The organism is Streptomyces lichenis, assembly GCF_023218175.1.
Classification (GTDB): Bacteria; Actinomycetota; Actinomycetes; order Streptomycetales; family Streptomycetaceae; genus Streptomyces; species Streptomyces lichenis.
This window is the reverse complement of sequence record NZ_JALPTH010000003.1, coordinates 143,022-167,774: the sequence shown is the minus strand read 5'-3', so window position 1 is coordinate 167,774 and position 24,753 is coordinate 143,022. Positions and strand designations below refer to the sequence as shown.

Annotated in this window: 28 protein-coding genes, 1 tRNA gene and 1 riboswitch; of the genes, 16 read left to right on the top strand and 13 right to left on the bottom strand. The window is 71.6% G+C overall.

Annotation, left to right across the window (positions count from 1 at the left end):
• Positions 1-249: 249 nt before the first annotated feature.
• Positions 250-1,680, top strand: coding sequence for an amino acid permease (locus tag M1O15_RS04400; RefSeq protein WP_248631836.1), 1,431 nt, complete (start codon positions 250-252; stop codon positions 1,678-1,680).
• Positions 1,681-1,764: 84 nt separating this feature from the next.
• Here M1O15_RS04400 and M1O15_RS04395 read toward each other — a convergent pair whose 3' ends face one another.
• Complete coding sequence (locus tag M1O15_RS04395) at positions 1,765-2,370, bottom strand: TetR/AcrR family transcriptional regulator (RefSeq protein ID WP_248631835.1); 606 nt, start codon at positions 2,368-2,370, stop codon at positions 1,765-1,767.
• A gap of 125 nt (positions 2,371-2,495) precedes the next feature.
• On the opposite strand from M1O15_RS04395, the gene M1O15_RS04390 reads away from it, so the two are divergent.
• The 5 genes from M1O15_RS04390 (at position 2,496) to M1O15_RS04370 (ending at position 6,191) form a co-directional block, all read left to right on the top strand.
• Entirely contained in the window at positions 2,496-3,932 is a 1,437-nt protein-coding gene (locus tag M1O15_RS04390; protein ID WP_248631834.1) for an amidase, read from the top strand.
• Positions 3,933-4,031: 99 nt separating this feature from the next.
• Positions 4,032-4,454, top strand: coding sequence for a M67 family metallopeptidase (locus M1O15_RS04385; RefSeq protein ID WP_248631833.1), 423 nt, complete (start codon positions 4,032-4,034; stop codon positions 4,452-4,454).
• Between the two features lie 178 nt (positions 4,455-4,632).
• Entirely contained in the window at positions 4,633-4,773 is a 141-nt protein-coding gene (locus M1O15_RS04380) for a putative leader peptide (RefSeq protein WP_248631832.1), read from the top strand.
• Positions 4,774-4,955: 182 nt separating this feature from the next.
• The gene (locus M1O15_RS04375) at positions 4,956-5,234 is read left to right on the top strand and encodes a MoaD/ThiS family protein (RefSeq protein WP_248631831.1); all 279 of its coding nucleotides are present in this window, start codon (positions 4,956-4,958) and stop codon (positions 5,232-5,234) included.
• Between the two features lie 6 nt (positions 5,235-5,240).
• Positions 5,241-6,191, top strand: coding sequence for a PLP-dependent cysteine synthase family protein (locus M1O15_RS04370; protein ID WP_248631830.1), 951 nt, complete (start codon positions 5,241-5,243; stop codon positions 6,189-6,191).
• A gap of 25 nt (positions 6,192-6,216) precedes the next feature.
• Here M1O15_RS04370 and M1O15_RS04365 read toward each other — a convergent pair whose 3' ends face one another.
• Entirely contained in the window at positions 6,217-6,738 is a 522-nt protein-coding gene (locus tag M1O15_RS04365; RefSeq protein ID WP_248631829.1) for a type II toxin-antitoxin system PemK/MazF family toxin, read from the bottom strand.
• Positions 6,739-6,913: 175 nt separating this feature from the next.
• Here M1O15_RS04365 and M1O15_RS04360 point away from each other — a divergent pair, with 175 nt between their 5' ends.
• Entirely contained in the window at positions 6,914-7,666 is a 753-nt protein-coding gene (locus M1O15_RS04360) for an MBL fold metallo-hydrolase (RefSeq protein ID WP_248631828.1), read from the top strand.
• A 114-nt stretch (positions 7,667-7,780) separates the two neighbouring features.
• Here the strand turns inward: M1O15_RS04360 and M1O15_RS04355 are convergent, their stop codons facing one another.
• Positions 7,781-9,205: a PTS transporter subunit EIIC gene (locus M1O15_RS04355; protein WP_248631827.1), complete on the bottom strand. Its 1,425-nt coding sequence runs from the start codon at positions 9,203-9,205 to the stop codon at positions 7,781-7,783.
• 438 nt (positions 9,206-9,643) lie between these two features.
• Positions 9,644-10,906: a PTS transporter subunit EIIC gene (locus M1O15_RS04350; RefSeq protein WP_248631826.1), complete on the bottom strand. Its 1,263-nt coding sequence runs from the start codon at positions 10,904-10,906 to the stop codon at positions 9,644-9,646.
• A gap of 274 nt (positions 10,907-11,180) precedes the next feature.
• Here M1O15_RS04350 and M1O15_RS04345 point away from each other — a divergent pair, with 274 nt between their 5' ends.
• The 4 genes from M1O15_RS04345 (at position 11,181) to rdgB (ending at position 13,420) form a co-directional block, all read left to right on the top strand.
• A complete protein-coding gene (locus M1O15_RS04345) occupies positions 11,181-11,414 on the top strand; it encodes a PTS sugar transporter subunit IIB (RefSeq protein WP_105869475.1) in 234 nt (77 codons plus the stop codon).
• A 97-nt stretch (positions 11,415-11,511) separates the two neighbouring features.
• Positions 11,512-12,243 carry a ribonuclease PH gene (rph, locus tag M1O15_RS04340; protein ID WP_248631825.1) on the top strand — a complete coding sequence of 244 codons (732 nt, stop codon included), beginning with the start codon at positions 11,512-11,514 and terminating at the stop codon, positions 12,241-12,243.
• A gap of 131 nt (positions 12,244-12,374) precedes the next feature.
• Complete coding sequence (locus tag M1O15_RS04335; RefSeq protein WP_248631824.1) at positions 12,375-12,773, top strand: hypothetical protein; 399 nt, start codon at positions 12,375-12,377, stop codon at positions 12,771-12,773.
• Between the two features lie 44 nt (positions 12,774-12,817).
• Positions 12,818-13,420 carry an RdgB/HAM1 family non-canonical purine NTP pyrophosphatase gene (gene rdgB, locus M1O15_RS04330; RefSeq protein WP_248631823.1) on the top strand — a complete coding sequence of 201 codons (603 nt, stop codon included), beginning with the start codon at positions 12,818-12,820 and terminating at the stop codon, positions 13,418-13,420.
• 77 nt (positions 13,421-13,497) lie between these two features.
• On the opposite strand, the gene M1O15_RS04325 is transcribed toward rdgB, so the two are convergent.
• The 4 genes from M1O15_RS04325 to bcp all read right to left on the bottom strand — a co-directional run bounded on the left by M1O15_RS04325 (position 13,498) and on the right by bcp (position 16,900).
• A tRNA-Leu gene (locus M1O15_RS04325) sits at positions 13,498-13,581 on the bottom strand.
• Positions 13,582-13,595: 14 nt separating this feature from the next.
• Positions 13,596-14,621: an HNH endonuclease signature motif containing protein gene (locus M1O15_RS04320; protein WP_248631822.1), complete on the bottom strand. Its 1,026-nt coding sequence runs from the start codon at positions 14,619-14,621 to the stop codon at positions 13,596-13,598.
• Between the two features lie 127 nt (positions 14,622-14,748).
• The gene (proP, locus tag M1O15_RS04315; protein ID WP_248631821.1) at positions 14,749-16,257 is read right to left on the bottom strand and encodes a glycine betaine/L-proline transporter ProP; all 1,509 of its coding nucleotides are present in this window, start codon (positions 16,255-16,257) and stop codon (positions 14,749-14,751) included.
• A 175-nt stretch (positions 16,258-16,432) separates the two neighbouring features.
• Positions 16,433-16,900: a thioredoxin-dependent thiol peroxidase gene (gene bcp, locus M1O15_RS04310; RefSeq protein WP_248631820.1), complete on the bottom strand. Its 468-nt coding sequence runs from the start codon at positions 16,898-16,900 to the stop codon at positions 16,433-16,435.
• Positions 16,901-17,065: 165 nt separating this feature from the next.
• Here bcp and M1O15_RS04305 point away from each other — a divergent pair, with 165 nt between their 5' ends.
• The 3 genes from M1O15_RS04305 (at position 17,066) to M1O15_RS04295 (ending at position 18,264) form a co-directional block, all read left to right on the top strand.
• The gene (locus M1O15_RS04305; RefSeq protein ID WP_248631819.1) at positions 17,066-17,386 is read left to right on the top strand and encodes a DUF3618 domain-containing protein; all 321 of its coding nucleotides are present in this window, start codon (positions 17,066-17,068) and stop codon (positions 17,384-17,386) included.
• A 35-nt stretch (positions 17,387-17,421) separates the two neighbouring features.
• Positions 17,422-17,760 (top strand): GroES family chaperonin, encoded by a 339-nt coding sequence (locus M1O15_RS04300; RefSeq protein ID WP_248631818.1) that lies wholly within the window; start codon positions 17,422-17,424, stop codon positions 17,758-17,760.
• 71 nt (positions 17,761-17,831) lie between these two features.
• Positions 17,832-17,896, top strand: a riboswitch (guanidine-III (ykkC-III) riboswitch).
• A gap of 47 nt (positions 17,897-17,943) precedes the next feature.
• Positions 17,944-18,264 (top strand): DMT family transporter, encoded by a 321-nt coding sequence (locus M1O15_RS04295; RefSeq protein ID WP_248631817.1) that lies wholly within the window; start codon positions 17,944-17,946, stop codon positions 18,262-18,264.
• 75 nt (positions 18,265-18,339) lie between these two features.
• On the opposite strand, the gene M1O15_RS04290 is transcribed toward M1O15_RS04295, so the two are convergent.
• Positions 18,340-20,910 (bottom strand): transglycosylase domain-containing protein, encoded by a 2,571-nt coding sequence (locus tag M1O15_RS04290; protein ID WP_248631816.1) that lies wholly within the window; start codon positions 20,908-20,910, stop codon positions 18,340-18,342.
• Between the two features lie 221 nt (positions 20,911-21,131).
• Here M1O15_RS04290 and M1O15_RS04285 point away from each other — a divergent pair, with 221 nt between their 5' ends.
• Together M1O15_RS04285 and M1O15_RS04280 are read left to right on the top strand one after the other, a co-directional pair.
• Positions 21,132-21,932 carry an ABC transporter permease gene (locus tag M1O15_RS04285; RefSeq protein WP_248631815.1) on the top strand — a complete coding sequence of 267 codons (801 nt, stop codon included), beginning with the start codon at positions 21,132-21,134 and terminating at the stop codon, positions 21,930-21,932.
• Positions 21,933-22,005: 73 nt separating this feature from the next.
• Positions 22,006-22,770, top strand: a complete 765-nt coding sequence (locus M1O15_RS04280) for an ABC transporter permease (RefSeq protein WP_248631994.1) — start codon at positions 22,006-22,008, stop codon at positions 22,768-22,770.
• An 89-nt stretch (positions 22,771-22,859) separates the two neighbouring features.
• Here the strand turns inward: M1O15_RS04280 and M1O15_RS04275 are convergent, their stop codons facing one another.
• The 4 genes from M1O15_RS04275 to M1O15_RS04260 all read right to left on the bottom strand — a co-directional run bounded on the left by M1O15_RS04275 (position 22,860) and on the right by M1O15_RS04260 (position 24,597).
• Entirely contained in the window at positions 22,860-23,072 is a 213-nt protein-coding gene (locus M1O15_RS04275) for a DUF397 domain-containing protein (protein ID WP_248631814.1), read from the bottom strand.
• A 207-nt stretch (positions 23,073-23,279) separates the two neighbouring features.
• Entirely contained in the window at positions 23,280-23,492 is a 213-nt protein-coding gene (locus M1O15_RS04270; protein ID WP_248631813.1) for a DUF397 domain-containing protein, read from the bottom strand.
• A gap of 14 nt (positions 23,493-23,506) precedes the next feature.
• Positions 23,507-23,716: a DUF397 domain-containing protein gene (locus M1O15_RS04265; RefSeq protein WP_248631812.1), complete on the bottom strand. Its 210-nt coding sequence runs from the start codon at positions 23,714-23,716 to the stop codon at positions 23,507-23,509.
• On the bottom strand, positions 23,713-24,597 hold the full coding sequence (locus tag M1O15_RS04260; protein WP_248631811.1) for a helix-turn-helix domain-containing protein: 885 nt from the start codon (positions 24,595-24,597) through the stop codon (positions 23,713-23,715). Before M1O15_RS04260 ends, M1O15_RS04265 begins: the two co-directional genes overlap by 4 nt.
• Between the last annotated feature and the right edge of the window lie 156 nt (positions 24,598-24,753).

Genomic DNA, 24,753 nt, shown 5'->3' with positions numbered 1-24,753 from the left:
TGGTACGCACCGCTGCGACCTCTTCTGTCCCCTTCTCTCCGTGACCTGTGTCACAGTCGTATCAATTGATCATCATCCTCACCGTGATACACCTGCACGATCGCCCGGGCAACGCCACCCCTGTCGCCCGGGTGCGCTTCGCCGGCTGACCGCCGGCGGCACTCCATCCATATCCGGGGGGATCAGGACCTGGTCCGCTGCCGAGACAGTCGTCGGCGCGGATCAGCGTGGAGAAAGGCGCACCACACCATGGCCTCAGTGCAGGTCGACAAGCAGCAGGACGGCGGCGACGCCGCGGGCACCGCGTCCGGCGAGGGCGAGGGCTACCAGCGGGGCCTGGGCGCCCGGCAGATCCAGATGATCGCCATCGGCGGCGCCATCGGGACCGGGCTCTTCCTCGGGGCGGGCAAGGCCATCTCCAAGGCCGGACCGAGCCTCATCCTGGCGTACGCCGTCGCGGGCCTCGTCATCTTCTTCATCATGCGGGCGCTCGGCGAGCTGCTGATGTACCGCCCGGTGTCGGGCTCCTTCTCGGAGTACGCCCGCGAGTTCGTCGGCCCCTTCGCCGGCTTCGTCACCGGCTGGACGTACTGGCTGTTCTGGGTGGTCACCGGCATCACCGAGGTGACCGCCGCCGCCACCTACATGACCTACTGGTGGAACATCCCGCAGTGGGTCTCCGCGCTGATCTTCACGATCATCCTGTACGGCGCCAACCTGATCTCCGTGAAGCTCTTCGGTGAGCTGGAGTTCTGGTTCTCCATGGTCAAGGTCACCGCCATCATCGGCATGATCCTGATCTGCGCCGGCATCCTCACCATCGGCTTCTCCGACGCCGGGGACACCGCCTCGATGACCCTGCTGTGGTCCGAGGGCGGCTTCTTCCCCAAGGGCATCGGCGGCACCGTGATGACCCTGCAGATCGTGATGTTCGCCTTCCTGGCGGTCGAGCTGGTCGGTGTCACCGCCGGCGAGTCCAAGGACCCGAAGACCACCCTGCCCAAGGCCATCAACACCGTGCCGTGGCGCATCGCCGTCTTCTATGTCGGCGCGCTGATCATGATCCTGTCCGTGGTGCCGTGGACCCACTTCCAGCCCGGCATCTCGCCGTTCGTCGCCGCCTTCGAGCAGATGGGCCTCGGCGTCGGCGCGGCCATCGTCAACTTCGTGGTCCTCACCGCGGCGCTGTCCTCCTGCAACTCCGGTATGTACTCCACCGGCCGGATGCTGCGCGACCTCGCCCTCAACGGCCAGGGCCCCAAGGTCTTCACCAAGCTGACCAGGAGCGGCACCCCGCTGGTCGGCACCAGCTTCTCCGCCGCGCTGATGCTGGTCGGCGTGTGGATCAACTACCAGTGGCCCGGCGACGCCTTCGACAAGGTCGTCTCCTTCGCCACCATCTCCGGCATGTGGGCCTGGATCATGATCCTGGTCGCCCAGATCCGCTACCGGGCCAAGGCCGACCGCGGCGAGCTGCCGCAGTCCGAGTTCAGGGCCCCCGGAGCGCCCTTCACCAGCTGGTTCGCCCTGCTGTTCATCTTCGGCGTGATCGTGATGATGGGCGTGGACGCCGAGGCCCGGGTCTCGCTCTACTGCGCCCCGCTGTGGGCGCTCATCCTGGGCGTCTCCTACCTGGTGCTCAAGCGCCGCAACCCCGAGGGCGCCGCCTTCAACCGCTGAGCCGGACCCCGGCCCCGTAGCGTGCCGTATCGGCATTCGGGCCCTTCCGTACCACCGACTGGTACGGAAGGGCCCGTTCCGTCGTCAGGGGCCGGAGGGCCCGGCCCACATCCGCGCCAGCTGGGCGTCCAGCACCTCCTCGGCGGCCCGCTCGGTGAGGTGCCCGACCAGCACCTGGGCGGTGAGCCCGTCCGCGAGCGCCAGCAGGGTCCGCGCCTCCCGTTCCGGGTCGAGCCCGGCGCCCGTGCCGCCCGCCGCCGCCTCCTCGATCAGCCGGGCGAAGAGCCCCTGGAGCGCCGCGTACCCGGTGCGCAGATGCCCGGCGAGCGGCGGGCTCACCGCCGCCTGGGCGAGGAAGGCCAGCCAGATACGGGCCTCCGCCCGGTGCTCCGCGCGCACCAGCGCCACCTCGCCGGCCGCGTGCCCCAGCGCGGTGGCCGCCGACTGGGCGGGACTCGCGGTCAGCCGGGCGCGCACCCGGGCGGTGATCCGCCCGCCGACCGCCTCCACCGCGAAGAGCAGCATCTCCTCCTTGGTGCGGAAGCAGCGCTGCACCGCCCCCAGTGAGATGGCCGCCCGGACGGCCACGTCCCGCAGGGTCACGCCCTCCAGCCCGCCCTCCTCCGTCAGCGCGCAGACGGCGTCGGCGATCCGCCGCCGCCGCTCCTCCTGGTCCACCTGCCTGGGCATGCCCCTCGCACCTTCTCTTCTGGACTTTTTCCGATGCGAGCGTATCGGTACGGGGGTTATGCTCGGCGGCGCAAGGTATCGATACAACCGTATCGGAACGGGTTGCGGGACGGGGAGGTACGGGGATGGCATCGGGTACGGGGAGTGGGGCGGCGGCGCTGTGGCGGTTGCCGGCCACCGAGCAGGCGGCGGCGGTCCGGCGCGGTGAGGTGACGGCCGCCGAGCTGGTGGACAGCCATCTGGAGCGCGTCGCCGAGGTCAACCCCCGGCTGAACGCGGTCACCCGGCTGCTGGCCGAACGGGCCCGGGAGGCCGCCGCGGCCACCGACCGGCGCCGGGCCGCGGGGGAGCGGCTGGGACCGCTGGCCGGCGTCCCGTTCACGGTGAAGGAGTGCACCCCGATCGAGGGCGTCCCCACCACCTTCGGCACCCCGCGCTTCCGCGAGCTGGTGGCGCGGGCGGACGCCCTCCCGGTGGCCCGGCTGCGCGCGGCCGGCGCCATCCCGATCGGCCACAGCAACATGCCGACCCTGGTCCTGGCCGGGATGCACACCCGCAGCGAGCTGTACGGGGACACCGCCAACCCCTGGGACCCGGGCCGCACCTCGGGCGGCAGCAGCGGCGGCGACGGGGTGGCCGTGGCCACCGGGATGGCCGCCCTCGGACTGGGCAACGACTCCGGCGGCTCGGTCCGGATCCCGGCCTCCTTCTGCGGGGTGGCCGCGCTGAACCCGACCACCGGGCGGTTCCCCGCCGACCAGCGGGTCATCGGCCCCGACGACCCCGGCCCGGCCTCCCAGGCGCTGGTCAAGGACGGCCCGCTGGCCCGCACGGTCGCCGATCTGCGGGCGGCGTACGAGGTGCTGGCCGGCACCGATCCGCGCGACCCCCGCGCGGTGCCGGCCCCGCTGTACGGGGAGCCGCTGCCCGGCCCGGTGCGGGTCGCCGTCGTCGCCGACCCCGGCGGCCATGGCGTCCACCCGGCCGTACGGTCCGCGGTGGAGGCGGCGGCCGGCGCGCTGCGGGACGCCGGTTACGAGGTACGGGAGGTGGCCGACGTACCGCGGCTGGACGAGGCGCTGGAGGTGTACGGGAAGCTCACCGTCACCGAGTTCGCGCCGAGCTGGCCGGTGGTGCGGACCCTGCTCGGCGAGGGCGGCGACCACTATGTCGCCCGGGCCATGGAGCGCACCCCGCCGGTCTCCGCCGCCGAACTGGTCGCGCTGACCGGCACCTGGGCGTCCATTCGCCGCTCCTGGGCCCAGTTCCTGGACACGTATCCGCTGCTGCTCGGGCCGGTGTTCACCGAGCCGCCGGTCGAGCCGGGTCTGGAGTCCCGGGACGAGGCGGGGCGCGAGCGGGTCGCCACCGCCATGCGGCTGTGCACGGTGACGAGCTTCGCCGGGGTGCCCGCGGTGGCGGTGCCGACCGGGACGGCCGACGGACTGCCGACCGGGGTGCAGCTGGTGGGGCGGGCGTTCCGCGAGGACCTGTGCCTGGCCGCCGCCCAGGCGGTCGAGGACCGCCTCGGCACCCTCGCCCCGATCGACCCGCGCCCCTGAGGCGGCCGTGAGGTCCCGCCCGTACCACCGTCCGGTCCGGGTGTGCCACCCTCCGGACCGGGCCCCGGGCGGGCGCGGGGTGCGGCCTATTCTGAGCCCATGCTGACCATCACACGGGCCCTCCACGACCAGATCGTCGCGCACGCGCGCGAGGACCACCCGGACGAGGCCTGCGGCGTCGTCGCGGGCCCGGCCGGCACCGGCCGTCCCGAGCGCTTCATCCCGATGCTCAACGCCGCCCGCTCGCCCACCTTCTACGAGTTCGACTCCGGCGACCTGCTGAAGCTGTACCGCGAGATGGACGACCGCGACGAGGAGCCGGTGGTCGTCTACCACTCGCACACCGCCACCGAGGCCTACCCCTCGCGCACCGACGTCTCCTACGCGGGCGAGCCCGGCGCCCACTACGTCCTGGTCTCCACCGCCGACACCGACGGGGCGGGGCCCTTCCAGTTCCGCTCGTTCCGGATCGTGGACGGGGAGATCACGGAGGAGGACGTACGGATCGTGGACGCCTACTGAGCCCCGGTCGCCAGGCGCCGACCGGGCCCCGGCGGGCGGCCCCGAGGGCCGATTCCCCGCGCGGTCCCGCGACCCCGGCGGCCGGATCCCGACGACGGTATCCGGATGGTGAGCCGCTGGCGTCCGGGATCCGAGACGGTGTTCCGAAAGGCGGACCGGGAATCGATACGATGAGCGCATGGTTGCCATCGACGTGACTGAGACCGCGGCAGGGAGTGCCCTGCTCGTGGCGCGCCTGCACGTCGACCTCTGCCGTCTGGCCAGCGCCATCTGTCCGCCCGGCCCCCCGGGCGCGGCCCACCGCCGCGGCGCCGTCTGACCGGCGGCGCCCGCCCCGGACCGTACGCCGGAAGACGCCGCCGCCGAGCGTCATGCCGCGCGATCCGGTGGCCGGCCGCCCGGGACCATGGGCCACCGGACCCCCGTACCGCGACCGGATCCCGTCCGCGTACCGCACCGCCACCCCCGTGCACGCCCTCTTCTTCGACACAGGAGCCCGCCATGGCCATCGAGGTCCGCATCCCGACCATCCTCCGCACCTACACCGACGGCGCGAAGGCCGTCGAGGGCAGCGGGGACACCCTTGCCGACCTCTTCGCCGACCTCGACACCCGGTACGCGGGCATCCGGGAGCGGATCGTGGACGGCGAGCAGCTGCGCCGGTTCGTGAACGTCTACCTCAACGACGAGGACGTCCGCTTCCTGGACGGCATCTCCACCAAGCTGTCCGACGGCGACAACGTCACCATCCTCCCGGCGGTCGCCGGCGGAATGCGCTGACCCGCAATGCGCTACGACAGCCCCCTCGCCGCCGTCGGGAACACCCCGCTGGTCCGGCTGCCGCGTCTGTCGCCCTCGGCGGACGTGCGGATCTGGGCCAAGCTGGAGGACCGCAACCCGACCGGCTCGGTCAAGGACCGCCCGGCCCTGCACATGATCGAGCAGGCGGAGAAGGACGGCCGGCTCACCCCCGGCTGCACCATCCTCGAACCCACCAGCGGCAACACCGGCATCTCGCTGGCGATGGCGGCCAGGCTCAAGGGCTACCGCATCGTCTGCGTGATGCCGGAGAACACCTCCCAGGAGCGCCGTGACCTGCTCGCCATGTGGGGCGCGGAGATCATCTCCTCCCCGGCGGCCGGCGGCTCCAACACGGCGGTGCGGGTGGCGAAGGAGCTGTCCGGGCAGCACCCCGACTGGGTGATGCTCTACCAGTACGGCAACCCCGACAACGCCGGCGCCCACTACGCCACCACCGGCCCGGAGATCCTGGCCGACCTGCCCTCGGTCACCCACTTCGTGGCCGGGCTCGGCACCACCGGCACCCTGATGGGCGTCGGCCGCTATCTGCGCGAGCACAAGCCGGACGTGAGGATCGTGGCCGCCGAGCCCCGCTACGACGACCTGGTCTACGGGCTGCGCAACCTCGACGAGGGCTTCGTGCCCGAGCTGTACGACGCCTCCGTGCTGACCACCCGCTTCTCGGTGGGCTCCGCCGACGCGGTCACCCGGACCCGGGAACTGCTCCAGCAGGAGGGCATCTTCGCCGGGGTGTCCACCGGTGCCGCGCTGCACGCCGCGATCGGGGTGGGGAGGAAGGCGGTCAAGGCCGGGGAGAGCGCCGACATCGTGTTCGTGGTCGCCGACGGCGGCTGGAAGTACCTGTCGACCGGCGTCTACACCGCGGCCACCACCGAAGAGGCCATCGAGACCCTGCACGGCCAGCTCTGGGCGTAGCCCCGTAGCCCGCCCCAGCCGGCGCCTAGGCCGACAGGTGCCGCACCCGGTCCCAGACCAGCGGGTCCACCGGGCCCACCCGGCGCCGGAAGGAGCCGAGCGGCACCTCCCGCAGCTCCTCCGTCTCCAGGAAGCTCGGCCGGCCCCGGGTGTCGCCCACCGCACCCGGGCGCAGCGCGATGACCCCCGGCCGGCCGTCCCGGTGGCGGGTGGTGATCTTGGCGACCAGCGCCTCGCCGTCCCGCACCGCGAGCACCAGGCAGGGCCGGTCCTTCGACCCGGGCCCGTCCTCGTAGGGCACCTGAGCCCACCAGACCTCGCCCACCTCCGGCGACCGCCCCGGGGCCTTCCTCGCCTTCGCCGGGGCCTTCTCCGGCCGCCCTTCCCTGGTCCGCGGCGACCGGCCCGGGGGCCGCCCCGGCGGACGGGTCCGGCCGCCCGGCCGACGGGCGGAACGCTTGCCTCCGCGCCCCAGTCCGTCCACCACGGCGGCCACGGCCGCCAGTACCACCACGGCGCCCAGCGCCGGCCACCACCACGTGTCCACGGAGGTCACGGTACAAGGGGCCGGCGCCCCCCGAACCGGTGACAGCGCAGGTGAGTTCCCCCACAACGGGGGCGCCCGGAGGAGCGGCGGAGTAGGGCGCGCCTTACGCTCGGTAAACCGCACGACCTCCCCCCTCAGCGCCTGCCCGGCTTACGTCCACGGAGGTTCACGCTCCATGAAGCTCACCGTCGTCGGCTGCTCGGGGTCGTTCCCGTCCGCGGAATCGGCCTGTTCGAGCTACCTCGTAGAGGCCGACGGCTTCCGGCTGCTCCTCGACATGGGCAACGGCGCCCTGGGCGAGTTGCAGCGCCACATCGGTCTGTACGACCTCGACGCGATCTTCCTCAGCCATCTGCACGCCGACCACTGCATCGACATGTGCGGCTACTTCGTGGCCCGCTACTACCGCCACGAGGGCGGGCGCTGCCCGGCCATCCCGGTGTATGCGCCGGACGGTGCCGAGGAGCGGCTGACCACGGCGTACGCGGACACGCCCTCCGAGAAGTCGATGAGCGAGGTCTTCGACTTCCGCACCCTGGGCCCGGGCTCGTTCGACATCGGGCCGTTCCGGGTGCGTACGGAGAAGGTGTGCCATCCGGTCGAGGCGTACGGCATCCGCGTCGAGCACGGCGGCCGATCGCTGACGTACTCCGGGGACACCGGGGTCTGCCCGGAGCTGGACGCGCTGGCCGCCGGCACCGACCTCTTCCTGTGCGAGGCGTCCTTCACGCACGGCAAGGAGGACATCCCCGACCTGCACCTCAACGGCCGGGAGGCCGGGCAGCACGCGGCCCGGGCGAAGGCGGGGCGGCTGGTGCTGACGCACATCCCGCCGTGGACCGACGCCGAGCGCAACCTCGCCGACGCCCGCGCGGTCTACGACGGCCCGGCCGAGCTGGCCCGGCCGGGCGCGGTCTACGAGATCTGAGCGGTATCCGAGCGGAGCGGTACGGGGCCGGTGACGGCCGAAGGCCCCCGGTGCCGCGGTGTGCGGCGCCGGGGGCCTTCGGCTGCGGTGCGGTGGAGCGCGGTGCGCCGCCGGTTACGCCTTGGCGTCGGCCGCGCTGTCGGCCTTGGCGGCCTCGGTGCCTTCGGCTTCCTTGGCGGCCTCGACGGGAGCGGCCTCGACGGGAGCGGTCTCGGCCTCGCCCTTCTCGGCCTCCGCCGTCGCGGCCTCGCGCTTCGCGCCCTTGGCGGGCTTCTCCGCCTGGGTGGCGTCCACGACCGCCTCGGCCTCGCCCTCGGGCTCACGGCCCGGGGTGGGCAGGTTGAACTTGATGATCGCGAAGCGGAAGACCGCGTAGTAGACCGCCGCGAAGGCCAGGCCGACCAGGGCCAGCATCCACGGCTTGGAGGCGATGCCCAGGTTGAGCAGGAAGTCCACCGCGCCGGCCGAGAAGCCGAAGCCGTCCTTCATGCCGAGCGCCCAGGTCAGCGCCATCGAGACACCGGTGAGCACCGCGTGGACGGCGTACAGCACCGGGGCGATGAACATGAAGGTGAACTCGATCGGCTCGGTCACACCGGTGACGAAGGAGGTCAGCGCGAGCGAGAACATCATGCCGCCGACGACCTTGCGGCGCTCGGGGCGGGCGCAGTGCACGATGGCGAGGCAGGCGGCCGGCAGGGCGAACATCATGATCGGGAAGAAGCCGGTCATGAACTGCCCGGCGCTCGGGTCGCCGGCCAGGAAGCGGGCGATGTCGCCGCTCTTGCCCTCGTAGGTGCCGGCCTGGAACCAGGGGAAGCTGTTCAGCAGGTGGTGCATGCCGACCGGGATCAGCGCGCGGTTGGCGACACCGAAGATTCCGGCGCCCACGGCGCCCGAGCCGACCAGCCACTCGCCGAAGCCGTGCAGACCGGCGCCGAGCCACGGCCAGATCAGGCCGAAGACGATGCCGATGACCAGGCCGGCGAAGGCGGAGAGGATCGGGACCAGCCGGCGGCCGCCGAAGAAGCCGGCCCAGTCGGGCAGCTTGGTGCGGTAGAACCGCTGGTAGAGCAGGGCGACCACGATGCCCATGACCACGCCGCCGAGGACCTTGGCGTCCACCGGGGCCTCGACCATGACGATCTTGCCGTCCACGACCTTGGCTATCTTGGCCAGGTTGGGGTCGGTGAAGGTGGCCAGCACGTTCTTGAAGACCAGGTAGCCGACGACGGCCGCGAGCGCGGTCGAGCCGTCCGACTTCTTGGCGAAGCCGATGGCGATGCCGACGGCGAACAGCAGGGCCATGTTGTCCAGCAGCGCCCCGCCACCGGCCGCCATGTATCCGGCGATCTTGGTGATGAAGGTGGGGAACGACTCCCTGCCGAGCATGTCGGGCTGGCCGAACCGCACCAGGAGCGCGGCGGCGGGCAGCACGGCGACCGGCAGCATCAGGCTGCGGCCGATGCGCTGCATGACAGCCATCGCGCCGGCACCCTTCTTCTTCTGCTCCGCCTTGGGGGCGGTGGCCGTGGACATCAACTTCCTCCAGTGGGCAAGGCGCCGCCCGGGCATCGGGAAGAAGGGGGAAGGCGGCGTCTCAGAACGGGGAACGCGGCGGTCAACCGGCCGCGTGGTCTACACCATTGGGTGGTGTAGACCAGTTGTAGCACGGTCGGGGATAGATAAGGAACCTGCGAAATCGTGACGGGTCGCGCACCCTTCGTACGCGCCGCGACCACCTCCCGCGCACCCTCTCCCCGCCTCTTCGCCACGCGATCTCCGCACGCTCCCCACACGGTCACCGCACGCTCTCCCTGCGGTCGCCGGCACGCCAAGAAGCCCCCGAACCCGCAGGTCCAGGGGCCATGGAGGCCGTTCGCGCATGAGCCTAGCGGCTGGCGCGGGGTGCTCCGGCCACCGGCGGAGGCACCGCCTCCGCTCGCCCGGCCGGGTCGCGGCCCGGCCGGGCGAGCGCTACGGCTTGGTCGCGTCGCGGTCCAGCTGCTCGCCCAGCTCCTCCGGCTCGCGCCCCGGCACCGGGATGTCGAACTTCGCGATGAGGAAGCGGAACAGTACGTAGTAGACGACCGCGAAGCAGAGCCCGATCGGGATGATCAGCCACGGCTTGGTGTCCAGATGCCAGTTCACCACGTAGTCGATCAGCCCCGCCGAGAAGCTGAACCCCGCGTGCACCCCCAGCGCCCAGGTGATCGCCATCGAGGCACCCGTCAGCAGCGCGTGCAGCCCGTACAGCAGCGGCGCCGCGAACATGAAGGAGAACTCCAGCGGCTCCGTCACCCCGGTGACGAGCGAGGTCAGCGCCACCGACAGCATCAGGCCCGTCACCTCCTTGCGGCGCTCCGGGCGGGCCGAGTGCGCGATCGCCAGCGCCGCCGCCGGCAGGCCGAACATCATGATTGGGAAGAAGCCCGACATGAACTGCCCCGCCGAGGGGTCCCCCGCGAAGAACCGGGTCAGATCGCCCTGCACCACCGGACCGTCCGGAGTGGTGTACTCACCGGCCTGGAACCAGAAGAAGGTGTTCAGGAACTGGTGCATCCCGATCGGGATCAGCAACCGGTTGGCCACCCCGAAGATTCCCGCGCCCCAGGCGCCCAGACCGATCAGCTGCCGGGCGAACCAGGTCAGCGCGTCCCCGACCGGCTCCCACAGCAGCCCGAACAGCACCCCCAGCACCACGCAGAGGAACGCCATGATGATCGGCACCAGCCGGCGGCCGTTGAAGAAGCCCAGCCAGTCCACCAGCTTGGTGCGGTGGAAGCGCTGCCACACCACCGCCGTCAGCAGCCCGATCAGGATCCCGCCCAGCACCCCCGGATTCTGCGGAACGCCCTCCGGGACCTCCTCGGTCACCGTCCCCGCCTGCGGGAACGCCTTCAGCACGTTGAAGTAGACAAGGAAGCCGACCACCGCCGCCAGCGCCGTCGAACCGTCCGCCTTCTTGGCGAAGCCGATCGCCACCCCGATACAGAACAGCAGCGGCAGCCCCAGCTGCCCGTCCAGGATCGCGGTGCCGCCGTTGGTCAGCACCAGCGCCGTCTTGTCCCAGAACGCCCCGTGCAGCGTCGACGAGAACAGGGTGCCCAGACTGACCAGCAGTCCCGCCGCCGGCAGCACAGCCACCGGCAACTGCAGACTGCGCCCCACCTTCTGCAGGCCCTGGAACAGCCCGTTGCGCCAGGTGCGCCTCGGCTCGGCGGCGCTGTCGGTGCTCATCGGCGACCTCGACCTCCCGTGGCCCCAGTGGGCCCCTACTGGTGTAGACCAGTTGCGGTAGGCTCCCGGCGGGGCTCACACCACCGCGCCGCGCGGCCGGCACGACACCGTACGCGGCCGGGAACCGGTGATCGCCATCCTTCGCCACGAGGCCCCACCTCGCGCGCGTAGATGGGCCAACCGTGAGTTACCGTGACAACCCGGACCGGGCCGCGACCACCGCGCCGACCCCGTCCACGTGCTCCTGACGAGCCGCGATCCACAGGGAGAGACCATGGCCACCAAGGCTGAGAAGATCGTCGCCGGGCTCGGCGGCATCGAGAACATCGAAGAGGTCGAAGGCTGCATCACCCGCCTCCGCACCGAGGTCCTGGACCCCTCCAAGGTCGACGAGGCCGCCCTCAAGGCCGCCGGCGCCCACGGCGTCGTCAAGATGGGCACCGCCATCCAGGTCGTCATCGGCACCGACGCCGACCCCATCGCCGCCGACATCGAGGACATGATGTGAGCAGCGCGGTCGCGCACTGACCGACAGCGAAGGGCCCGTTTCGGACATCCCCACGTCCCGGACGGGCCCTTCGCCATCACGGGCTAGGCTCTCGCCCATGTCTCGCATCGACGGCCGCACCCCCGAACAGCTCCGCCCCGTCACCATCGAACGCGGCTGGAGCAAGCACGCCGAAGGCTCCGTCCTCGTCTCCTTCGGCGACACCAAGGTCCTCTGCACCGCCTCCGTCAACGAGGGCGTCCCCCGCTGGCGCAAGGGCAGCGGCGAAGGCTGGGTCACCGCCGAGTACGCCATGCTGCCCCGCGCCACCAACACGCGCGGCGACCGCGAATCCGTCCGCGGCAGGATCGGCGGCCGCACCCACGAGATCAGCCGCCTCATCGGCCGCTCGCTGCGCGCCGTCATCGACTACAAGGCCCTCGGCGAGACCACCATCGTCCTCGACTGCGACGTCCTCCAGGCCGACGGCGGCACCCGCACCGCCGCCATCACCGGCGCCTACGTCGCCCTCGCCGACGCCATCGGCTGGGCCCAGGGCAAGAAGCTCGTCAAGGCCGGCCGCAAGCCCCTCATCGACACCGTCTCCGCCGTGTCCGTCGGCATCGTGGACGGCACCCCGCTGCTCGACCTCCGCTACGAGGAGGACGTCCGCGCCGACACCGACATGAACGTCGTCTGCACCGGCGACGGCCGCTTCGTGGAGGTCCAGGGCACCGCCGAGGCCGAGCCCTTCGACCGCAAGGAGCTGGGCGCGCTCCTCGACCTCGCCACCGCCGGCTGCGCCGACCTCGCCGCCCTCCAGCGCGAAGCCCTCGCCGCCACCCTCTGAGGCCCGGGCCGCCCGGCAACCGCCCAGGCCCCCGCAGGCGTCCTCCTCCACACGGGCGTACGGCTTCGACACCGTACGCCCGTCCACCGCCGCGGACCGTCCGCGACCGGGCACCGGGGGAGGACCCGACCATGCGCCGCAGCACCCGCCCGCACCGCCGCACCACCGCGGCCCTGCTCACCGCCACCGCCGCGCTCGCCCTCACCGCCGCCACCGGCTGCTCCGCCGTCGACACCGCCCTCGGCTGCGCCCGCACCGCCGACGCCATCGCCACCAGCGTCACCAACCTCGGCCAGGCCGCCGGCAACGCCGACGACCTCACCCAGCTCGCCGAGAACCTCGACACCATCGACCGCGAACTCGGCACCATCAAGGACAGCACCGGCAACGCCGACCTCGCCCAGGCCGTCGACGACCTCGGCCGCGCCGTCGACAACGTCCGCGCCGCCGTCGACGCCGGCGACACCACCCCCGACCTCGCCCCCGTCACCGACGCCGCCGGCGAGATCACCAAGGTCTGCACCCTATAAGCCCCCTTGGTCCCCCAGTCCCTCCCCCTGGTCATACTGACCCCATGACCCGCCTGATCCTCGCCACCCGCAACGCCGGAAAGATCACCGAGCTCCGCGCCATCCTCGCCGAGGCCGGCCTCGACCACGAACTCGTCGGCGCCGACGCCTACCCCGAGATCCCCGACGTCAAGGAGACCGGCACCACCTTCGCGGAGAACGCCCTGCTCAAGGCGCACGCCCTGGCCCAGGCCACCGGACTGCCCGCCGTCGCCGACGACTCCGGCCTCTGCGTCGACATCCTCGGCGGCGCCCCCGGCATCTTCTCCGCCCGCTGGTCCGGCACCCACGGCGACGACCAGGCCAACCTCGACCTGCTGCTCGCCCAGCTCGGCGACATCGCCCCGCCCCACCGCGCCGCCCACTTCGCCTGCGCCGCCGCGCTCGCCCTCCCCGACGGCACCGAACGCGTCGTCGAAGGCCGCCTCCCCGGCACCCTGCGCACCACCCCCGCCGGCACCGGCGGCTTCGGCTACGACCCGATCCTCCAGCTCGACGGCGAAACCCGCACCTGCGCCGAACTCACCCCCGCCGAGAAGAACGCCATCAGCCACCGCGGCAAGGCGTTCCGCGGACTGGTGCCGGTGGTACGGGAACTGCTGAGCTGAGACGGCCGGGGGACGAAGGGCCGGGTACGCCGAAGGTCCCGCCCCTGAACCAGGAGCGGGACCTTCGTGACTGCTCGTGCGGCCGATGGGACTCGAACCCACATGGGCTTACGCCCAGAGGCACCTAAAACCTCCGCTTATACCAATTCAGCAACGGCCGCCGACAGCGCTCAGTCTAAGGGGTGTCGCCTGAAGGGACGAGGCCATTCGGCCGCCTGGTTCGACCCCCTCGGCACCAGGTGTCAGTGGTCGCATGGCAGTTCGGGCAGAGATAGCGCAGGTTGGCGGGGCGGTTGTCGAGCCAGTCGCCGTTGATGTGGTCGATCTGCAGGGTCAGGGGCCGCCCGCGCCACTCACCGGTGTTGCCGCAGGCGGCGCAGGCGTACGGGACGCCGATCTCCCGCAGGGCCCGGTGCAGCCGCTCGCGGTTGACCCGCGCCGAACCGGTGGGATGGACCCGCAGGACGTCGGTCGCCGCCGTACGAGGGCGGGGCACCGGGGTCGCGCCCCAGGGGCGGCGTGTGAAGTGAGCGGTGTCGAGCCCCAGGTCGGCCACCTTGTTCCGTACCCGGCGGTGGTTGACCTGGGTGACGGCGAGTCCCAGGGCCCGCAGCACATCCGCGTAGCTGCTCCTCTCAGCGACCGCCGTCCGCAGCTCCGCCTCGGGGAGCGCGAGCCGGGCGTTGCGGAAGTGGCCGGTGTCGACCCCGTGTTGGCGCAGCATCCGGCCGAGCGCGGCGCGGGAGCGGCTGTCGTCCGGGATGCCGAGCCGCCGGGCCGCGTCGCGCATGGAGTCCGCCGAGACGGCGGCCGCCCGTAGCTCCTCGGCGGTGAACGGCAGCTCGACCGGGGTGCTGTTCAGCCCCGGGAAGTGGCTGGTGTCCAGGCCGAGGGCGGCGATCCGGCGCTGGATGTGGGAGAGCGTGCCGGTGGCCGGGGTCGCGCCCAGTGTGAGGACCACCTCCCGGAGGGTGGTGGAGGACGCCACGGCGGCCGCGATCGCGGTGTCCGGGTACTTCCGCCAGGGGCTGGCCTTGGCGAAGTGGCCCGTATCGAGGCCCTGGGCGGCCACCTGCTGCTGGAGCACCCGGCGCTGCCCGCCGCTGGGGTGCAGCCCGAGGCGGCGCATCAGGTCCGCCCATCCCCGGGCCGCCGCCACGGCCTCCGCCAGCCGCTCGTCCGTGTACCTGCGCACGCCCATGACGCGCCCCCGTCCCCGTACTCCGTGCCTCGACCGCCCGTTCGCGGTCTCGTACGGGTAAACGAATCCGCCCGCCGAAGGTCACTCGGCGGGCGGACCAGCCGCACGGGCGGGCGGGGTCCAGGGGTCAGAACCTGGGCTCGGGACCGGCCTGGGCCTGGACCAGTTCCGCGGCCTCCTCCTTGGTGCAGACGGAGGGCGGGGAGCCGTCCAGGGGCTGCTGGGCCGTCTCCTTCATACAGGCGACGGCGATCACGCCGACCAGCGCGGCGGCCATCGAGTAGTACGCCGGCATCAGGTTGCTGCCCGTGGCCCCGATCAGCGCGGTGATCACCAGCGGGGTGGTGCCGCCGAAGAGGGAGGCGGAGAGGTTGTAGCCGACCGACAGGGAGCCGTACCGCACCCGGGTCGGGAAGAGCGCGGGGAGCGCGGCCGACATGGTGCCCAGCAGGCAGACCAGGGAGAGGCCGAGCATCAGCATGCCCGCGGTGATGGCGAGGATGCCGCCGTCGCCGATGAGCAGGAACGCCGGGGCGGAGAGGACCAGGAAGCCGAGCATGCCCGCCATCAGCAGCGGCTTGCGGCCGAAGCGGTCGCTGAGCTTGCCGACCTGGTTGATGATCAGCATCAGGAAGGCCATCACGCCCAGCAGGATCAGCAGTCCGTGGGTGGCGCTGTAGCCGAGCTCGTCCGAGAGGTACGTCGGCATGTAGGACAGCAGCATGTAGTCGGTGACGTTGTACGCGCCGACCAGGGCGATGCACAGGATCAGCGTCGGCCAGTAGTCGCGGAAGATCCGGCCCAGGTCGCCCTTGGCGCTGGTCTCCACGGTGTCCGCCGCCTCGGAGGAGGCCCCCGCGGAGGCGTCCTCCAGCTTCTGGAACGCGGGCGTCTCGTCCAGCCTCAGCCGCAGGTAGAGGCCGACCAGTCCGAGCGGACCGGCCACCAGGAACGGCACCCGCCAGCCCCAGTCCTCCATGGACGCGTCCCCGAGGACCGCCGTCAGCGCGGTGACCAGCCCGGCGGCGCCGACATACCCGGCCAGGGTGCCGAACTCCAGGAAGCTGCCGAAGAACCCGCGCCGCTTGTCCGGCGCGTACTCGGCGATGAAGGTGGACGCCCCGCCGTACTCACCGCCGGTGGAGAAGCCCTGGACCAGGCGGAAGAGGATCAGCAGCGCCGGGGCGAACCAGCCGATGGAGGCGTACGACGGGATCAGCCCGATCGCGAAGGTGCCGATCGCCATCATGATCATCGTGAGGGCGAGGACCTTCTTGCGCCCGATCCGGTCGCCCATCGGGCCGAAGACCATTCCGCCGACCGGCCGCACCAGGAAGGCGACGGCGAACGTGGCGAACGAGGACAGCAGCTGCGCGGTGTCGTTCCCGGACGGGAAGAAGACCCGGCCGATGATCACCGCGAGATAGCTGTAGATGCCGAAGTCGAACCACTCCATGGCGTTGCCCAGAGAGGCCGCCTTCACGGCTCGCTTGACCGCCGCCTGGTCGGTGATGGTGATGTCCGACCGCCGCAGTCTGGGGTTCTTCCGCTGGTGGATGGTGCGGAAGAGGACGCGGTGCCGTCTGATCGCCGCGGGGTCGGCCGTCTGCTGCTGCTCCGGGCCGGTGGCCGCCATGGAGCGGGTTCCTTTCCCTGGACTCGCCCGGCTGGGAGTCAGCCCGGCGCGCGGACTGTCGCGCGCGGTCCGCCGACCAGTCCGAAAGGAACATCTGCTCGGTCGTGGCATCCGCAAACCGAAGCCCCCCGGGAGTGGGACCTCGGTCACAGCGGACGGCCGAAGGACACCGGGCTCAGACGCCGAGGTCCTTGATGATCTTCGCGACATGACCGGTGGCCTTGACGTTGTACAGCGCCCGCTCGACCTTGCCCTCCTCGTCCACGACCACCGTGGAGCGGATGACACCGGTCACCGTCTTGCCGTACAGCTTCTTCTCGCCGAAGGCGCCGTACGCCTCCAGCGTCTCCTTCGACGGGTCGGCGACCAGGGTGACCTTCAGATCCTCCTGCTCCCGGAACTTCGCCAGCTTCTCCGGCTTGTCCGGGGACACCCCGATGACGTCGTACCCGGCCCCGGCCAGCAGCTCCAGGTTGTCGGTGAAGTCGCAGGCCTGCTTGGTGCAGCCGGGGGTGAGCGCGGCCGGGTAGAAGTAGACGATCACCTTGCGGCCGCGGTGGTCCGCGAGCGAGACCTGGTTGCCGTCGGCGTCGGGCAGGGTGAAGGCGGGGGCGGTGTCGCCGGGCTGCAGTCGCTCGCTCATGGGGGTTCTCCATCGCTTCTCGGGTACGCGCTGGAGAGCCTAACGGGGGTCGCCGACCGTCACCGGGGGCCCGAGCTGCCAGACTGTGCAGCACTTCATCACTGCACGACTTCACCAGCCCACTAGTTCAGTCCCCGGGACTCACGACCACACGGAGGCAGCGCGGTGTCGGACGCCAGGACCCCTGCGCAGATCGAGGCGGACATCGTCCGCCGACGCGAGCAGCTCGCCGTCACGCTCGACGAGATCGGGGTGCGGATGCACCCCAGCACCATCATGGGCGACGCCAAGGCCAAGGTCGCCTCGGCGGTGGACGAGACCGCGGGCCGCGCCTTCGTCGCCGTCAACCGGGTGGTGACGGACGTGAAGGCCCGGTTCACCACGGAGGACGGCGCCCCGCGGCTGGAGCGGGTGGTGCCGGTGGCGCTGCTCGCCGTCGGCCTGGTGGGCCTGCTGGCCCTCTCCTCCCGCCGCCGCAAGGACTGACGGCGCCGCCGCAAGGCAGCAGGTAGGTTCGTACGGTGAGCGAGAACACCCACGACAAGCTGCCCATCCGGATGCTGCACGACCGCGTGCTGGTCCGGAACGACACCCCCGAGGGCGAGAGGCGTTCGGGCGGCGGCATCCTGATCCCGGCGACCGCCGCCGTCGGCCGCCGGCTGGCCTGGGCGGACGTGGTCGCGGTCGGGCAGAACGTCCGCACCGTGGAGCCCGGCGACCGGGTGCTGTACGACCCCGAGGACCGCGCCGAGGTCGAGGTGCGCGGCACGGCCTACGTACTGATGCGGGAGCGCGATCTGCACGCGGTGGCGGCGGACCGCTTCGAGGGCGCGGAGGACTCGACCGGGCTGTATCTGTAGGACCCGGGTCCCAGGAGGGCGGCAGGGAGGGTGGCAGAGGCCACCGGTCCCGCCGCCCTCTTCCGTTGCCGGCTGTTGCTACGGTGGAGGGACCCGACGAGACGCGCCGTACCGGGTCAGGACAAGACGACGCACATCCGCCGTTCGTGTGTGTCGTCCGTGCCGTCTCTCGGAGGTGCCGTCATGGCCTGGGTCCTGCTGATCGTCGCCGGTGTGCTGGAAGTCGCCTGGTCGATCGGGATGAAGTTCACCGATGGTTTCACCCGGCTGTGGCCGAGTGTGCTGACCGGGCTGGGGATCGTCGGCAGCATGGTGCTGCTGGCGCAGGCAGCGAAGACGCTGCCCATCGGCACGGCGTACGGGGTGTGGGTCGGCATCGGCGCGGCGGGCACCGCCGTGGTCGGGATGCTGGTGCTGAACGAGCCGGTGACCGCCGCGCGGATCTTCTTCGTCTGCCTGCTGCTGGTCGCCGTGGTCGGCCTGAAGGCGACCTCGGGGCACTGAGGCGGCCCCGCTCCGATGGCCACTGGGGCGGTTGCGCGCCGCTGGTCACCGGGGCACTGAGCGGCCCACGCGCGCTCACTGGGGCGCCGGCGGTCCTTCGGTCCCCTCGGGCGCCAGGGGGCGGTACGCGGCCGAGGCGGGGATGCCGGTCAGGGGGCCGCCGCCCGCGTCGGGCCCGTCGTCCGGCCCGTGGCCCGTACCGGGGTCAAAGCCGGGCGCGGTGGCCGGGCCGGCGTCCTGGTGCGGTCCGCCGCCACCCGTACCGCCCCAGGCGCCCGGGCCACCGCCCGCTCCCGTACCGCCACCCGCTCCCGTACCGCCGCGCGGGCGGTCGTTGCCGGTGTCCGGCGAGGTGCCGCCGGGCGGGCCCGAGGGCGCGCCGCCGCCTCCGGTGCGTCCGGCCGGGCCCCGCCCGGCGCCCGCGCCCGGGTTCGCGGACGGGCCGTCGGGCCGGTAGGCGCCGCGCGGTTCGTCGGCTTCCGCCTCCTCGCCGGTGGCGCGGGGGTCCCGGTCCTCGCGCCGGTCCTCGCCGCGTACCTCCATGCCCTCCGCCACCTGGAGGTCGAACTCCCGGGGCGCGGTGCCGCTCAGCGCCATCCGGGTGTAGTCGCCCCAGATCTGCGCGGGGGTCCCGCCGCCGTTCATCCGGTCCTCGCCCAGCGCCCCGTAGAGCGACTTCTGCGCCCCGGTCTCCGGGTCCTGGCCCATGACCGTGACCACGGTCGCCAGGTCCGGGGTGTAGCCGGCGAACCAGGCCGCGCGGTCGTGCTCGGCGGTGCCGGTCTTGCCGGCTGCGGGGCGGCCGGCCGCCTGGGCGGCGGTGCCGGTGCCGTCCTGGACGACGCTGCGCAGCATCGCGGTGGTGGTGTCGGCGGCCTCCCGGCTGACCGCCTGCCGGGTGCGTGACCCGGGCAGCTTCACCTCCTCGCCGGCCGGGTGGCCGCCCCGCCCGCCGCCGAGCCGCTCGATCTTCCGCACCAGGGTGTACTCGCCGTGCCGGCCGTGGTTGGCGAGGGTGGCGTAGGCCTCGGCCATGTCGAGCACGCTGGCGGTGGCCGGGCCGAGCGCGATGGAGGGGGAGGGGTTGAGGTCGGGGGTGTCGGCGGGCAGTCCGAGTCCGATGGCGGTCTGCTCGACCCTGGCCGGGCCCACGTCCACGGCGAGCTGGGCGTAGACCGCGTTGACGGACCGGTCGGTGGCGGTGCGGACGCTGATCGGGCCGTGGTCGACGTCGTCCTCGTTGCCGGGGGCGTAGGCCTTGCCGCGCCAGCCCTGCACCGGCCGCTTGTTGGCGCCGTCGTACATGGTCTCGGGGGTGATGCGCTCGCCGTCCTGGGTGCGGGCGCCGCTGTGCACGGCGGCGGCGAAGACGAACGGCTTGAAGGTGGAGCCGACCTGGTAGTCGCGGCGGGTGGCGTTGTTGACGTACTGCCGGGTGTAGTCGACGCCCCCGTACATGGCGAGGACCCGGCCGGTGGCGGGGTCGACCGAGGCGCCGCCGACCCGCAGATAGCGGTCGGCCTCGTTGGAGCCGTCGAGCCGGGACATCACCTGGTTGTCGACGGCCTGGACCAGGGCCTCCTGCTTGGCCCGCTGGATGGTGGTGGTGATGCGGAAGCCGCCCTGCCGCAGGGTCTCCCGGTCCACGATGCCGCGCTCGGTGAGGTACTGGCCGACGGCCTGGACGAGGTAGCCGCGCTGCCCGGACACCCCGGTGGTGGCCTCGGCCTCGTAGGGGGTGGGGAAGGCGGCGTCGGCCCGGTCGGCCCGGCTGAGCCAGCGCTCGCCGACCATGGCGTCCATGACGTAGGACCAGCGCCTCGTCGCCTTGTCCAGGTTGGCGGGGTGCGCGGTCACGTCGTACGCGCTGGGGGCGTTGAGCAGGGTGGCGAGGTAGCCGCCCTCGGCGGGGTCGAGCTGCTGGACGTCCTTGCCGTAGTAGGCGCGGGCGGCGGCCTGGATGCCGTAGGCGTTGCGTCCGTAGAAGCTGGTGTTCAGATAGCCCTCGAAGATCTCGTCCTTGGACTTCTCGCGGTCCAGCTTGATGGAGATGAAGAACTCCTTCACCTTCCGCAGCAGGGTGCGCTCCTGGCCCAGGTAGTAGTTCTTGACGTACTGCTGGGTGATGGTGGAACCGCCCTGGGTGCCCTTGCCGGTGACGGTGTTCCAGGCCGCGCGGGCCATCGCCTCGGGGTCCACGGCGGGCTTGGTGTAGAAGTCGCGGTCCTCGGCGGCGAGCACCGCGTGCTGGACGGAGCGGGGGACGCGGGCCAGCGGCACGCTCTCCCGGTTGACGTCACCCGCCTGGGTGATCTGGGTGCCGTCGCTGTAGAGGTAGACGTTCGACTGGGCGGTGGCGGCGGCGTTGGCGGGCGGGATGGCGACCAGGTGGTAGCCGAGGAAGAAGCCGCCGACGAGGAGCGCGGCGCCGAGGAGCAGGGCGCCCAGCAGCATCCGCCAGGTGGGCAGCAGCCGCCGCCAGCCACTGCGTCTGCGGCGCCGCCGGCGCTCGGCGCGTGCGGCCCCGCGCCTGCTGCTCGGCCCGGTACGGAACGCCCGGCCGCCCCCGGCCGGTCCGCCGAGGCTCGGGTCGCGGGGCTGCCACCCCGGCATCGATGGCACGTCGCTCAGTGGCATGTCACTCATGTCTCCGCCCGCTCCGTCCGCCGCTATACCCGGTATCAGCCCTGTATGCCTTGCGTCCCATATCCGACTCATCAGGTGATCTGTACGAGTACGGCCTCCTCATAGTGCACGGCCGACCCGCCCATCCCCGGCAACGGCGGCCGGAAAAACGTTCGCGGGCCCACCTGGCGGGCCGTTAGGCTCCACCGCTTCGGCCATGATCTGAGGAGGGCGGGGAGGGCATGCGGCTGTACGCGGTCGTGGCGGCCGGCGGCTTCCGGCGGTTCGCGACCTACCGGGTGGCCACCGCCGCCGGGGTCTTCACCAACACCGTCTTCGGCTTCGTGCTGGCCTACACCTATGTGGCCCTCTGGGAGGAGCGCCCGGGGCTCGGCGGCTACGACCTGCCGGAGGCGCTGGCGTACGTCTGGATCGGCCAGGCGCTGCTGGCGGCCTGCGGGCTGATGGCCGGCGGTGTGGAGGAGGAGATCATCGAGCGGATCCGCACCGGGGACATCGCCCTGGACCTGCACCGCCCGGCCGACCTCCAGCTGTGGTGGCTCTCGGTCTCGCTGGGCCGGGCCGCCTTCCAGCTGCTGGGGCGCGGGGTGGCTCCCATGATCGTCGGCGCGCTCGCCTTCGACCTGGCGCTGCCCGAGCACCCCCTCACCTGGCCGGCCTTCCTCCTCTCCGTGGTGCTGGGCGCGGTGGTGAGCTTCGCCATCTGGTTCCTGGTCGCGCTGAGCGCCTTCTGGCTGATGGACGGGGCCGGGGTGGTGCAGGTGGCCTGGCTCTCCGGGCTGTTCTTCTCCGGGATGCTGCTGCCGCTGAACCTCTTCCCGGGTGCGCTCGGCGATCTGGCCCGCGCGCTGCCCTGGTCGGCGATGCTCCAGGTGCCGGCGGACGTGTTCCTGGAGAAGCGGACCGGCTGGGGGCTGCTGGAGGCGTACGCCTTCCAGGCCGGCTGGGCGGTCCTCCTGCTGGCCGGCGGCCGGCTGCTCCAGTCCGTGGCCGCGCGCCGGGTGGTGGTGCAGGGTGGCTGAGACGGCTCAGACCCCCCGGGCGGAACCGGGCCCGCTGCGCGAGGGCCTACGCGCCTACGCCCTCATCGCCGCGATGTGGATCCGCTCCACGATGGCGTACCGCTTCTCCTTCGCGATGACCCTGTTCGCCAACTTCGCCACCACCGCGTTCGACTTCGTCGTCATCCTGCTGATGTTCAGTCACGTCCGGGGGCTCGGCGGCTTCTCCTTCGCCGAGGTCGCCTTCCTCTACGGGACCTCCTGCACCGCCTTCGGCCTGGCCGACCTCGCCCTCGGCCAGGTCAGCCGGCTGGGCCGCCGCGTACGGGACGGCACCGTCGACCTGCTCCTGCTGCGCCCCGCGCCGGTGCTGGCCCAGGTCGCCGCCGACAAGTTCGCGCTGCGCCGTATCGGCCGCACCGCCCAGGGCCTGATCGTCCTCATCTGGTCCCTGGCCCTGCTGGACATCGCCTGGACCCCGGCGAAGCTCCTGCTCCTCCCCCTGATGGTGCTGACCGGGGCGCTGATCTTCGGCGCGGTGATGGTGGCCGGCGCGGCCTTCCAGTTCTGGGCGCAGGACGGCGCCGAGGTGGTGAACGCGTTCACCTACGGCGGCAACACCCTGCTCCAGTACCCGCCCTCCGTCTTCGCCCAGGACCTGGTGCGGGGTGTGGTGTACGGGGTCCCCCTGGCCTTCGTCAACTGGGTGCCCGCGCTGTACGTCCTCGGCCGCGACCTCCCCGCCGGCCTCCCCTCCTGGGCCGCCTTCTGCCCGCCCCTGGTGGCCGCGCTCTGCTGGATCCCGGCGGGCCTGGCCTGGCGGGTGGGGCTGCGGTCGTACCGGAGCACGGGCAGCTGAGGGGCCTCGCAGGCTCGGCGTGAGCGGGGGGCGCCCGAGGTGTTGTGCGTGTGCCGGTCGGGCGCCCGAGGGTGTGGCTGCTTTACGGGTTACGGCTGGTCGAGCGCGCAGTCGCGCACACCGGCCTGGAAGGTCTGCCACTGGTGTGTGGTGAAGATCAGGGCGGGGCCGTGGCCGTGGGCCTTGGTGTCGCGGGTGGCGACGTGGCGGTCAGCGAGGGGTGCGACCTCGACACACTCGGCCTGGCCGTTGCTGTAGCTGCTCTTGCGCCAAGGGGCGCCTGTCAGGTCGGCTCTGTCCACTGTTCCAGCTCCCCGATATGTCGAAGTCCCTCCACAGCATGCCCAGGGGCAAGGGCCGCCAATGCTGGACGTCGAGGGTGAGGACGAGCCCCCTCGCGAGCGGGCTGCAATTGGGTGCGACCCTGCCTTAAGGCAGGAGCTTCGGATGTAACACGAGTGGGGCGCCCGACCTGTTGTGCTGGTCGGGCGCCCAACGGGGTCGGATGGTTATACCTGGCCCAGGACCCCGTGTTGTACGCCAGTCTGGAACGTCTGCCACTGGTGTGTGGTGAAGATCAGGGCGGGGCCGTGGCCGTGGGCCTTGGAGTCGCGGGTGGCCACGCTGCCGTTGGGGAGGACGGCGACCTCGACGCACTGGGCTTGTCCGTTGCTATGGCTGCTCTTGCGCCAGGGGGCGCCGGTCAGTGCGGCACTGTCCATCATCTGGCTCCCCTCTAGTGGTTGAGTTCTCCGGCCAGCAGATTGTCCTGGAACGCCTGCCACTGGTGTGTGGCGAAGACCAGGGCAGCACCCTGGCCGCGCTCCTTGCTGTCGCGGGTCGCTACCCGTCCATCGTCGAGGATGGCGACCTCGACGCAGTTGCGATCGCCGTTGCTGCGGCTGCTCTTGAACCAGATTGCACCTGTCAGGTCGGCACTCTTCATTCGCTCAGATCCTTCGCTGCGTGCTTGAGGAGGCTCGTACTCGCTGCTTCGTCCAGCGCCGAGCTCCAGATGGAATCGAACGCGTTCTCATAACGCTCGATTTCGTTAGGTTTGTCGAGGTAGAGGGCGCCTGTGAAGCCCTCCACGTAGACCGTGGGAGGTTCGGTGTAGCGGGTGTCACCGTGGTCCGGGAAGCGCAGGATGACGAACGGTCCGGACATGATGCCGTCGTGGAACCCAGCGGCGTACGGCACGACACGGATGGACACAGTGTCCAGCGTATTCAAGTGAACCAGGTGGTCCAGCTGCTCGGCCATGACTTTACGGCCGCCCACGGGACGACGAAGGATCGCCTCATTGAGGGCGACCTCTACGCGGGGTGGTGCCGTCACCCGCGTGAGCAGTGCCTGCCGCGTCACACGCACATGGACGCGTCGTTCGATCTCCGCATCGACCAAGTCGGGGTTTGACCGCTTGATCAGCACACGGGCGTAGTCTGGCGTCTGGAAGAGACCAGGCACCAACTCCGCTTCGTACCAGGAGATGCGGTCGGTGGCCTCCTCCAGCCCGATGTAGAGGTCGAAGTCATCCGGGATGGCGTCACCATAGGCGTGCCACCAGCCACGCCCCTTGGTCTCCTTGGCCAGTCCCATCAGCGCTTGGGTCAGCTTCTCGTCCGCGCCGTACACCCTGCACATGGCCTCGACGTCGAGGCTTCGCAGTGACACCTGGCCCGTTTCGATGCGCCAGATTTTCGGCTCCGACCACTCCAGATGCTTGGCTGCGGCCCGGACGGTGAAGCGCGCCGCGTTGCGCAAGTCACGCAGATGACGGCCGAGTTGCCGCCGAGGAACCGTGGAACCAGTCGTCGCACCGCTCATGGGCGGCCACCTTCCTGTCGGGCGGGTGTCTCTTTCACCCGCAACGTAGTCGTCGGCTATTCGGATCCGCAATGGCGGATAAAAGTTCGATCATTCACATGTGATTACTAAGAAATGTAGTCTTGCATTTACGAGTCTGACGGTGCTTCACTCGGT

Excerpts from the sequence above, each read along its gene's own strand:
- rdgB (WP_248631823.1), top strand. The coding sequence starts at position 12,818 with ATGACCCGCCTGATCCTCGCCACCCGCAACGCCGGAAAGATCACCGAG.
- M1O15_RS04390 (WP_248631834.1), top strand. The coding sequence starts at position 2,496 with ATGGCATCGGGTACGGGGAGTGGGGCGGCGGCGCTGTGGCGGTTGCCG.
- M1O15_RS04335 (WP_248631824.1), top strand. The coding sequence starts at position 12,375 with ATGCGCCGCAGCACCCGCCCGCACCGCCGCACCACCGCGGCCCTGCTC.
- M1O15_RS04380 (WP_248631832.1), top strand. The coding sequence starts at position 4,633 with ATGGTTGCCATCGACGTGACTGAGACCGCGGCAGGGAGTGCCCTGCTC.
- M1O15_RS04290 (WP_248631816.1), bottom strand. The coding sequence starts at position 20,910 with ATGAGTGACATGCCACTGAGCGACGTGCCATCGATGCCGGGGTGGCAG.
- M1O15_RS04285 (WP_248631815.1), top strand. The coding sequence starts at position 21,132 with ATGCGGCTGTACGCGGTCGTGGCGGCCGGCGGCTTCCGGCGGTTCGCG.
- proP (WP_248631821.1), bottom strand. The coding sequence starts at position 16,257 with ATGGCGGCCACCGGCCCGGAGCAGCAGCAGACGGCCGACCCCGCGGCG.
- M1O15_RS04260 (WP_248631811.1), bottom strand. The coding sequence starts at position 24,597 with ATGAGCGGTGCGACGACTGGTTCCACGGTTCCTCGGCGGCAACTCGGC.
- M1O15_RS04270 (WP_248631813.1), bottom strand. The coding sequence starts at position 23,492 with ATGGACAGTGCCGCACTGACCGGCGCCCCCTGGCGCAAGAGCAGCCAT.
- bcp (WP_248631820.1), bottom strand. The coding sequence starts at position 16,900 with ATGAGCGAGCGACTGCAGCCCGGCGACACCGCCCCCGCCTTCACCCTG.
- M1O15_RS04355 (WP_248631827.1), bottom strand. The coding sequence starts at position 9,205 with ATGTCCACGGCCACCGCCCCCAAGGCGGAGCAGAAGAAGAAGGGTGCC.
- M1O15_RS04345 (WP_105869475.1), top strand. The coding sequence starts at position 11,181 with ATGGCCACCAAGGCTGAGAAGATCGTCGCCGGGCTCGGCGGCATCGAG.
- M1O15_RS04320 (WP_248631822.1), bottom strand. The coding sequence starts at position 14,621 with ATGGGCGTGCGCAGGTACACGGACGAGCGGCTGGCGGAGGCCGTGGCG.
- M1O15_RS04385 (WP_248631833.1), top strand. The coding sequence starts at position 4,032 with ATGCTGACCATCACACGGGCCCTCCACGACCAGATCGTCGCGCACGCG.
- M1O15_RS04400 (WP_248631836.1), top strand. The coding sequence starts at position 250 with ATGGCCTCAGTGCAGGTCGACAAGCAGCAGGACGGCGGCGACGCCGCG.
- rph (WP_248631825.1), top strand. The coding sequence starts at position 11,512 with ATGTCTCGCATCGACGGCCGCACCCCCGAACAGCTCCGCCCCGTCACC.
- M1O15_RS04395 (WP_248631835.1), bottom strand. The coding sequence starts at position 2,370 with ATGCCCAGGCAGGTGGACCAGGAGGAGCGGCGGCGGCGGATCGCCGAC.
- M1O15_RS04265 (WP_248631812.1), bottom strand. The coding sequence starts at position 23,716 with ATGAAGAGTGCCGACCTGACAGGTGCAATCTGGTTCAAGAGCAGCCGC.
- M1O15_RS04295 (WP_248631817.1), top strand. The coding sequence starts at position 17,944 with ATGGCCTGGGTCCTGCTGATCGTCGCCGGTGTGCTGGAAGTCGCCTGG.
- M1O15_RS04360 (WP_248631828.1), top strand. The coding sequence starts at position 6,914 with ATGAAGCTCACCGTCGTCGGCTGCTCGGGGTCGTTCCCGTCCGCGGAA.
- M1O15_RS04280 (WP_248631994.1), top strand. The coding sequence starts at position 22,006 with ATGTGGATCCGCTCCACGATGGCGTACCGCTTCTCCTTCGCGATGACC.
- M1O15_RS04350 (WP_248631826.1), bottom strand. The coding sequence starts at position 10,906 with ATGAGCACCGACAGCGCCGCCGAGCCGAGGCGCACCTGGCGCAACGGG.
- M1O15_RS04375 (WP_248631831.1), top strand. The coding sequence starts at position 4,956 with ATGGCCATCGAGGTCCGCATCCCGACCATCCTCCGCACCTACACCGAC.
- M1O15_RS04370 (WP_248631830.1), top strand. The coding sequence starts at position 5,241 with ATGCGCTACGACAGCCCCCTCGCCGCCGTCGGGAACACCCCGCTGGTC.